5 protein-coding genes and 1 pseudogene are annotated in these 7,003 nt (G+C 44.1%); 2 read left to right on the top strand and 4 right to left on the bottom strand.

The features are described from left to right. Window positions 1–473: 473 nt before the first annotated feature. On the bottom strand, window positions 474–1,307 hold the full coding sequence (locus tag EWV84_RS06290) for a photosystem II manganese-stabilizing polypeptide (protein WP_004162736.1): 834 nt from the start codon (window positions 1,305–1,307) through the stop codon (window positions 474–476). A 277-nt stretch (window positions 1,308–1,584) separates the two neighbouring features. Between EWV84_RS06290 and EWV84_RS06285 the strand changes: the two genes are divergently transcribed. After that, window positions 1,585–1,929 carry a hypothetical protein gene (locus tag EWV84_RS06285; RefSeq protein WP_286825884.1) on the top strand — a complete coding sequence of 115 codons (345 nt, stop codon included), beginning with the start codon at window positions 1,585–1,587 and terminating at the stop codon, window positions 1,927–1,929. A 68-nt stretch (window positions 1,930–1,997) separates the two neighbouring features. Beyond that, on the top strand, window positions 1,998–3,431 hold the full coding sequence (locus EWV84_RS06280; protein WP_287077215.1) for a phosphoglucomutase/phosphomannomutase family protein: 1,434 nt from the start codon (window positions 1,998–2,000) through the stop codon (window positions 3,429–3,431). Between the two features lie 340 nt (window positions 3,432–3,771). On the opposite strand, the gene EWV84_RS06275 is transcribed toward EWV84_RS06280, so the two are convergent. From EWV84_RS06275 to EWV84_RS06265, 3 genes and pseudogenes are all read right to left on the bottom strand, one after another. Next, window positions 3,772–5,127, bottom strand: coding sequence for a (Fe-S)-binding protein (locus EWV84_RS06275; protein ID WP_286825882.1), 1,356 nt, complete (start codon window positions 5,125–5,127; stop codon window positions 3,772–3,774). 9 nt (window positions 5,128–5,136) lie between these two features. Beyond that, window positions 5,137–6,423 (bottom strand): FAD-binding oxidoreductase, encoded by a 1,287-nt coding sequence (locus EWV84_RS06270; RefSeq protein WP_287077213.1) that lies wholly within the window; start codon window positions 6,421–6,423, stop codon window positions 5,137–5,139. A gap of 428 nt (window positions 6,424–6,851) precedes the next feature. After that, a pseudogene (locus EWV84_RS06265) lies at window positions 6,852–7,003 on the bottom strand (RNA-guided endonuclease TnpB family protein); the annotation flags it as partial.

The raw sequence follows: 7,003 nt of genomic DNA, 5'->3' as shown, positions 1-7,003 counted from the left end.
CAAAAAATATAGAAGAGCTAATGCAAATTAGCCGCTATCGGTTGAAGGATTACATCAAGGGACAAAGAGCTATATCGCTTGCCCTATCTACCTTCTAGCTCGCTTGTCCCCCTCTCAGGGTTTTTTCTTCTTGAAGTGGGGTTCCGTGCCAATATGGGGACGCTGGGGATGTTCCTCGCCATGGTTGTAACTTTTGGCTTCCGTTTGCTTGTTTGCTTGTTCGTTTTCTTGGGCATTAGCAACTCTCCCTCCATGGCGAGGTCAATCTTTATTGTAATACTAAATCCGTTGAGTATAGGCTACATATCAGGAGAGGCACTCATGCGAGAGGCAAGAGGCAAAACGGAGAATAAATAATAAGCTTTTAATAACCAAATTTAGTGTAACCCTTGAACAACCCCAAGAGAGCCGAAAAAAGCGAACTTCTCTAGGGAGAAATTCGCCTTAATTTCCAGAAATTCTGAATTTATTAATTAGGCACGAGCTTCGAGACGACCGTAGAAAATGCCGCGAATTTTCACTTCTTCAGCATCTTTTGCCCCTAAATCGGTGTCGGAAGGCTGCTCACTTTCAAAAACACCAGCAAACTCCCCGGTAGAAGCGTCAACTTTAGTTACCTGTAAAGACATAGTACCTTTACCCAGTTCCGTCGCTTTGACGTTAGCACGCTGGAAATCTTGACTATCAGCACTAGCGGGTAAAGCGACAGCGTTATCATAACCCGTCACCACACCCCGACCTTTGGGATCTAAGAAACCAGCACCACGATAGGAGGGAACTTTAAAGTCGCCTTCAAAATCGGTGGAACTGTTAATCGAGTTAAAGCCGGCTTCGGTTTTGCCGGTGAAACCTTTGATGGTAAAGAACAAGGGAACTCTTTCACCTCCGGGTAATTGTACGGTAACGGGTTGGAAATCGATACCGTCTTCTTCCTTGAGGGTTAAAACACCGTCTTCGCCTACGGTTAAACTCGCTGTCATCTGTTCTAAACTGGTGGTATCTCTGGTTAAGAGTTTACCCGGTATAAAGGTGGCTGCTTCCCGCTTATTAACGGGTTCACCCTTGACAAAATATTCTTGGGGTTCCAAGCATAAATCTGTCACCACATAACTTTCGCCGCGTTCTAAGGGGAGAGTACCCCGGGTGAACTCGGAAATCTGCGGACATTTGTTAGCTAATCCCGTGTTTAAAATTTCATCATAGGTTAGCTCGTTTCTATTCAGGACGGCACTAGGCGCGTCGCTACAAGCTGTCAACACCCCTAAGCACAAGGCTAAAAAGGCAACTAACAAGGCACGAAATCTCATCTATGTCAACCTCTCTTTGTCAATCTTTACAATTACTACCCTTGATCCATAGCCTGATGAATTATCGAATCGGTTGCGCCAATTCACCGAAACTCAGTTTATCAAAGATCAGTGACCATTGAGAAGATGGGAGACAGGGGGCACTCATGCACTCATGCAAGAGGCAGCTTTGTTCTCCCCACACCCCACACCCTACACCCTCTTTCAAGTCAGGAGGCTCTAAGTAACTGATAGCTGATGACTGATATGATTGGTGTGACTGTTTTCAAATAGGAACATGAATAGTCCATTGCCGGGAGATAACAGCCAATTAGATAGCCAACTACATTCCCTTGTAACGACGGTGACAGCGATCGCCCAAGAACAGCAGGGAGATTGTAACGGTTTGTTAATGTTGCTGCGAACTTTAGAAAATTTACATCGGCAAATTCGCGAGCAGATGTTCGAGCCATCTTTACCCAATACCCGTAAGGACTTATACGGATTACTCCGGGATATCGAGGAAACCGGGGGATGGCCCTATATAGAACGGATGAAGTTACAAATGTTAATGGAAAAATTATTAGCCAGTGAAGTCGGCGCGCTCGATTCGGCGGCAAAAACCGATGATCGGGAAAAATGAGTTTCCAGAGGTTACGGAGCGGGTTACAGTATTGGGAAAATGGATATTTTAGGGGTAGTTCGTAAATCATGACCACCGTGAACCCGATTAAATTTGGAACCGATGGCTGGCGCGGGATTATCGCCGCCGATTTTACTTTCGATCGAGTCGCTCTGCTCGCTCCCTTGGCGGCTCAGGTTTTAGCGGATAATTATGGTCAGATCACAGGTTCGCGGACGATTATCGTCGGCTATGATCGGCGGTTTATGGCGGAGGATTTTGCTCAAACTGCGGCGGAATCACTTCAAAAAGCCGGTTTTGATGTGCTTCTCTCCCAATCCTACGCTCCGACTCCCGCTTTTAGTTGGGCAGCTCGATCAGAAAATGCTCTCGGTGCGATCGTGTTAACCGCCAGTCATAACCCAGCCAAATATCTCGGTTTGAAGGTTAAAGGTTATTTTGGTGGTTCTGTCTCGCCAGAAATTACCCAACAAATTGAAGCTTTATTGTCTAATCCGCCGCAATTTAACGCAGCTGCCGGTAAATTAAGCACTTTTGAGCCATGGTCAAGTTATTGTCAGGGTTTACGCCAAAAAGTTAACATTGCTGCTATTGCCAACGCGATCAAATCGGGACAACTAAAAGTTTATTCCGATGTCATGCACGGTGCGGCGGCTACTGGTTTAGAGCGTCTTTTGGGGGTGGGGATCACGGAATTACGCGGCAATCGCGATCCTTTGTTCGGTGGCGGCTCTCCAGAACCTTTACCGAGAAATTTGAGGGAAATCATCGATAAACTGGCTCACAGCGCAAATTTAGCCCCTTTGCGAGTAGGTTTGGTCTTCGATGGGGATAGCGATCGAGTAGCGGCGATCGATGGTCGGGGGAATTTTTTAAGCACCCAAAATCTCATCCCGATTTTAATCGAGCATTTAGCCGGCAAAAAGGGAATGAGAGGGGAAATTGTGAAAACGGTGAGCGGTTCCGATTTAATCCCCAAATTAGCCAGTTTATACGGTTTATCGGTCTTTGAAACCCCGATCGGTTATAAGTATATCGCCGATCGAATGTTGACCACTCCTGTGTTAATTGGTGGGGAAGAGTCGGGAGGTGTCGGTTATGGTACTCACATTCCCGAACGGGATGCTTTATTATCAGCTTTATACGTTTTGGAAGCGGTGGTAGAATCGGGCCAAGATTTAAGCGATCTTTACGCGCAATTACAGGATAAAACCTGGTTTCATTCTGAGTATGATCGCATTGATTTACCCTTAGCTAATATGGAAGCTCGCGATCAGTTAATTACTGCTTTGGATAAGGAACCCTTAAGGGAAATTGCCGGTAAACAAGTGACTGATTGTAATACTATGGACGGTTATAAATTCCGTTTAGAAGATGGCAGTTGGTTGTTAATTCGCTTTAGTGGCACAGAACCAGTTTTGCGTCTCTACTGTGAATCCTCAACCCTCGATCGAGTTGATGAAATTCTCGCATGGGCAAAATCTTGGGCTACCTATATCTAGGGCTTGCTGAATAATGGTAAAACCCTTTTAAAATAAGGCTTTTGACCTGTTATAATCCGATGTTCATGCTGCGAAAATAGGATTAAGACCTTCAAAAACCTTGCATTATCCTTCTTTGTAGTACAACACTGGTACAAAAAAGAGGGCAACAAAGCCTGAAACGACCGGCTACTGACTTGAAAGAGGGTGTAGGGTGTAGGGTGTGGGGTGTGGGGTGTGGGGTGTGGGGAAGGAAACCTCTTTCATCTCTGGTGGTGAAAATTTTTTCATCGGGACCGACTCCTAACCCCACCAACAAACTTTTTGCCGCAAACCCTATCTCATAGAAAAAGGGGATGAACTAGGAAATTTTCAGCCCGCGAATCGCATAATCTAATAATTCCATCGGATGAATAACGGGTGTATCTTTTCCCTGTAATTGTAGATGTTTTTTAATTTGTAGGGAACAACCCGGATTAGGAGAAGCAATCACCGCAGCCCCAGTATTTAATAAATTGCGTACTTTCTGCTGACCTAATTCATCGGCAGTATCTGGCTGTAGCATATTATAAACTCCGGCACTGCCACAACACAAGGCCGCATCGATAGGTTCTTTTAAGTTAATATTGGGGATTTTTTGCAATAATTGCCGTGGTTGCACGGAGATTTTTTGTCCGTGTAAAAGATGACAGGCATCTTGATAAACTAGGGTTAATTCTGTCTCGGTAATCGGGGATAAATCAGCAGTTAACCCCACTGATGCCAAAAATTCTTGGGCATCGCGTACTTTAGCCACAAACTCCTTAGCCTTATCTTTATATTCAGGATCGTCGGCTAAAATATGATGATATTCTTTGAGAGTATGACCACATCCTGCCGCATTGATAATAATATAATCAACCTCGGTTGCTGCGAAACTATCGATCATTTGTCTGGCTAAACTTTGCGCTTGTTTTTCCTGTCCTTGGTGTGCGGGTAAAGCGGCACAACAACCCTGGGTTTTTGGGATAACCACTTCACAACCATTGGCAGTTAAAACCCGCACTGTCGCTTCATTTACCGGCGAGAAAAAGAGGCGCTGCACACAACCTAAAACTACTCCCACCCGATAGCGTTTTTCAGTTTGGGAGGGAATAACATCGGCATAGTTTTTAAACAGAGAGTCTAGGGTAATTTTTGGTAAAATTGATTCCATCGCTGCTAGACGAGGAAAGAACATTTTTAATAGTCCCGATTTTCTAACAATAGTTTGTAATCCCAGGGTTTGATATAACCAGAGGAAAGGTAAAAATAATTTGAGACGGACGGGATAGGGAAAGAGATTAAAAATGAGAAAACGAATAATTTTATCCTTAAAACTGCGGGGTTGATTGCGTTCCACTTGCGGACGAACTGCGGCGATTAATTGATCATATTGTACTCCCGATGGACAGGTACTAACACAGGCTAAACAACCTAAACAAGTATCAAAATGTTGGCTAGTGGTTTCGTCTAAAACTGCTTCCCCTTTGTTGATAGCATTCATCAGATAAATTCTGCCCCGGGGGGAGTCCATTTCTTTGCCAATCACTCGATAACTGGGACAGGTAGATAGACAAAAACCACAGTGAACACAACTATCGATTAATTCTTGAGCGGGGGGATTCTTGGGGTCAAATCCTTGATTTTTTTGGTCGATTAATTCCTGAAAGTTAAGGGAATGCTCGGAGGTTTGCATGATTTTTCATTAGATTTTGTTAAGAAAGCGTTCAGGACTAAAAATACCGTGAGGATCGAATTTAGTTTTTAGGGTTTTCATCATGGCAATCGCGTTACCTGTATAACCCCAAGGTTCAATTTTTTCCTTCAGCGATGGAGGCGCGGTTAACACCGTTAAATAACCCTGATTGGCACTGCATAAAGAGCGAATTTTGTCAAGATTTTCCTCCGATTTTAAGATAACTTTACCCACCCCACTACTAATATTAATTGATGCTAGTCCGTTAATTTGGTCGATAACTAGAGCTAAATTGCTAGGTAATAATCCTATTTTGCCGAAAAAATTGCCCTCTTGGTCATAATTATCGATTGTTTTTCGGTATCTTTGCCATAGAGAAACTTCTTCCTCATCCCGATAAGAATTAGTCTGACAATCTAACTGTTGCCCTAAATAACTCACCTGTTGCGATTGTTCGCTAATACTTTCGGGAATGCTTTGAAAACGCAGCAGTAAAGCGACTTTTTCCCCTAATCCTAATGCTTGCGTCATCCCTAGGTTTAAACATTCAGCCACGGTGGGAGTTAAAGACGATTGCCGAATAAATTGACTTAATTTACTAATATTTTCGCTATTTCCTCTAATTATCAGGGTTTCTGAGTTAGCAGTTTCGGGATACAGTCGCAGGGTAATCTGATCGATAATCCCTAAAGTGCCGTAGGAACCCGTAAATAGCTTCATCATGTCGTATCCCGCCACATTTTTCACCACACGCCCTCCAGCTTTAGCAATCTCGCCATCGTGACGGATAAAGGAGAATCCTAGGATCAAATCCCGGACACCACCGTATCTTTGCCGCCATGTTCCCGCGTCGGCCGTGGCCATAATACCGCCAATCGTGGCATTATCGGCGTAACTGGGATCAAGAGGAAGAAATTGAGAGCTAGGAGCTAAAAAAGCCTGTAAATCCGCTATTTTAAGCCCAGCTTGCACGGTTATAGTTAAATCTCCCCTAGCATGGTCAATAATCTGGTTGAGATTTTGGGTACTAACTAAAATATCGGGCGACTCGACTAACCCACCCCAATCTAATTTACTGCCTTGACCGTAGGCCAGTAAAGACAGACGATTTTCGTTGGCAAAACGCACCAGAGAGGCTAAAGCAGCCGTATTAGCGGGATAAACTATAATTTCAGGACTTTTGCCCCTAATTGCCCTCGATAATCTTTCTTGTTCCTCTTTTGGCACTTGTGGCCAGGTAATAACCGGCGTGTCGGGGGGTAAAATAGAAGTTATCTGGGCAGCGATCGCAGTCATATTTGACAAAAGAATTGAGGAGTGAGGAGTCAGGACTTACCGGGGGATAATCCCGAAGAATGGGGGTAATGCTAGGACTAATCAGTAATTTTCAGCCTCTATTAATTAGATTACCTTAGTTTGGCTCTCCATCTCCGATGTGGGGCAATTCCAGCCATACTGAGGCAGCTAAAAAGCTCTCTTGCATAAATCAAAAAATTTTCGGCAAATGTCGGGAAAAAGCGAAAGGTTAAAGGGAAAATTATCCTTTTGCCTCTTGCCTCTTGCCTTTTGCCTCATCTCAACAAGCAATTTAAATGAGCGGGCAGCCCAATAACTGACTGTTAAATTAGCCATACACTCATGTAATAATAGTGGATTACCTCGATCAGTAAGCCAAGAAGTTATTGACATCCTCACCGCCGTAAACGGACGGTGATTCCTAAACCTCACGATTTAAGTTTCTGTTTCTTCCCATCGCTGGGGTTTCGCACCTGCCTTAACAGATTTACTCTGTTCTGGTCTTATGGTCGCTCTACAGACTGACACCGCAAGTCCTGCGGCCAAAATGTTTTTACTGGCGTTAATATCTCGGTCATGG

Origin of the sequence: Microcystis sp. M_QC_C_20170808_M3Col, assembly GCF_007095505.1 — a bacterium.
Lineage (GTDB): Bacteria > Cyanobacteriota > Cyanobacteriia > Cyanobacteriales > Microcystaceae > Microcystis.
The sequence above is the reverse complement of the archived record's forward strand: the minus strand, read 5'-3'. Positions and strand labels throughout refer to the sequence as shown.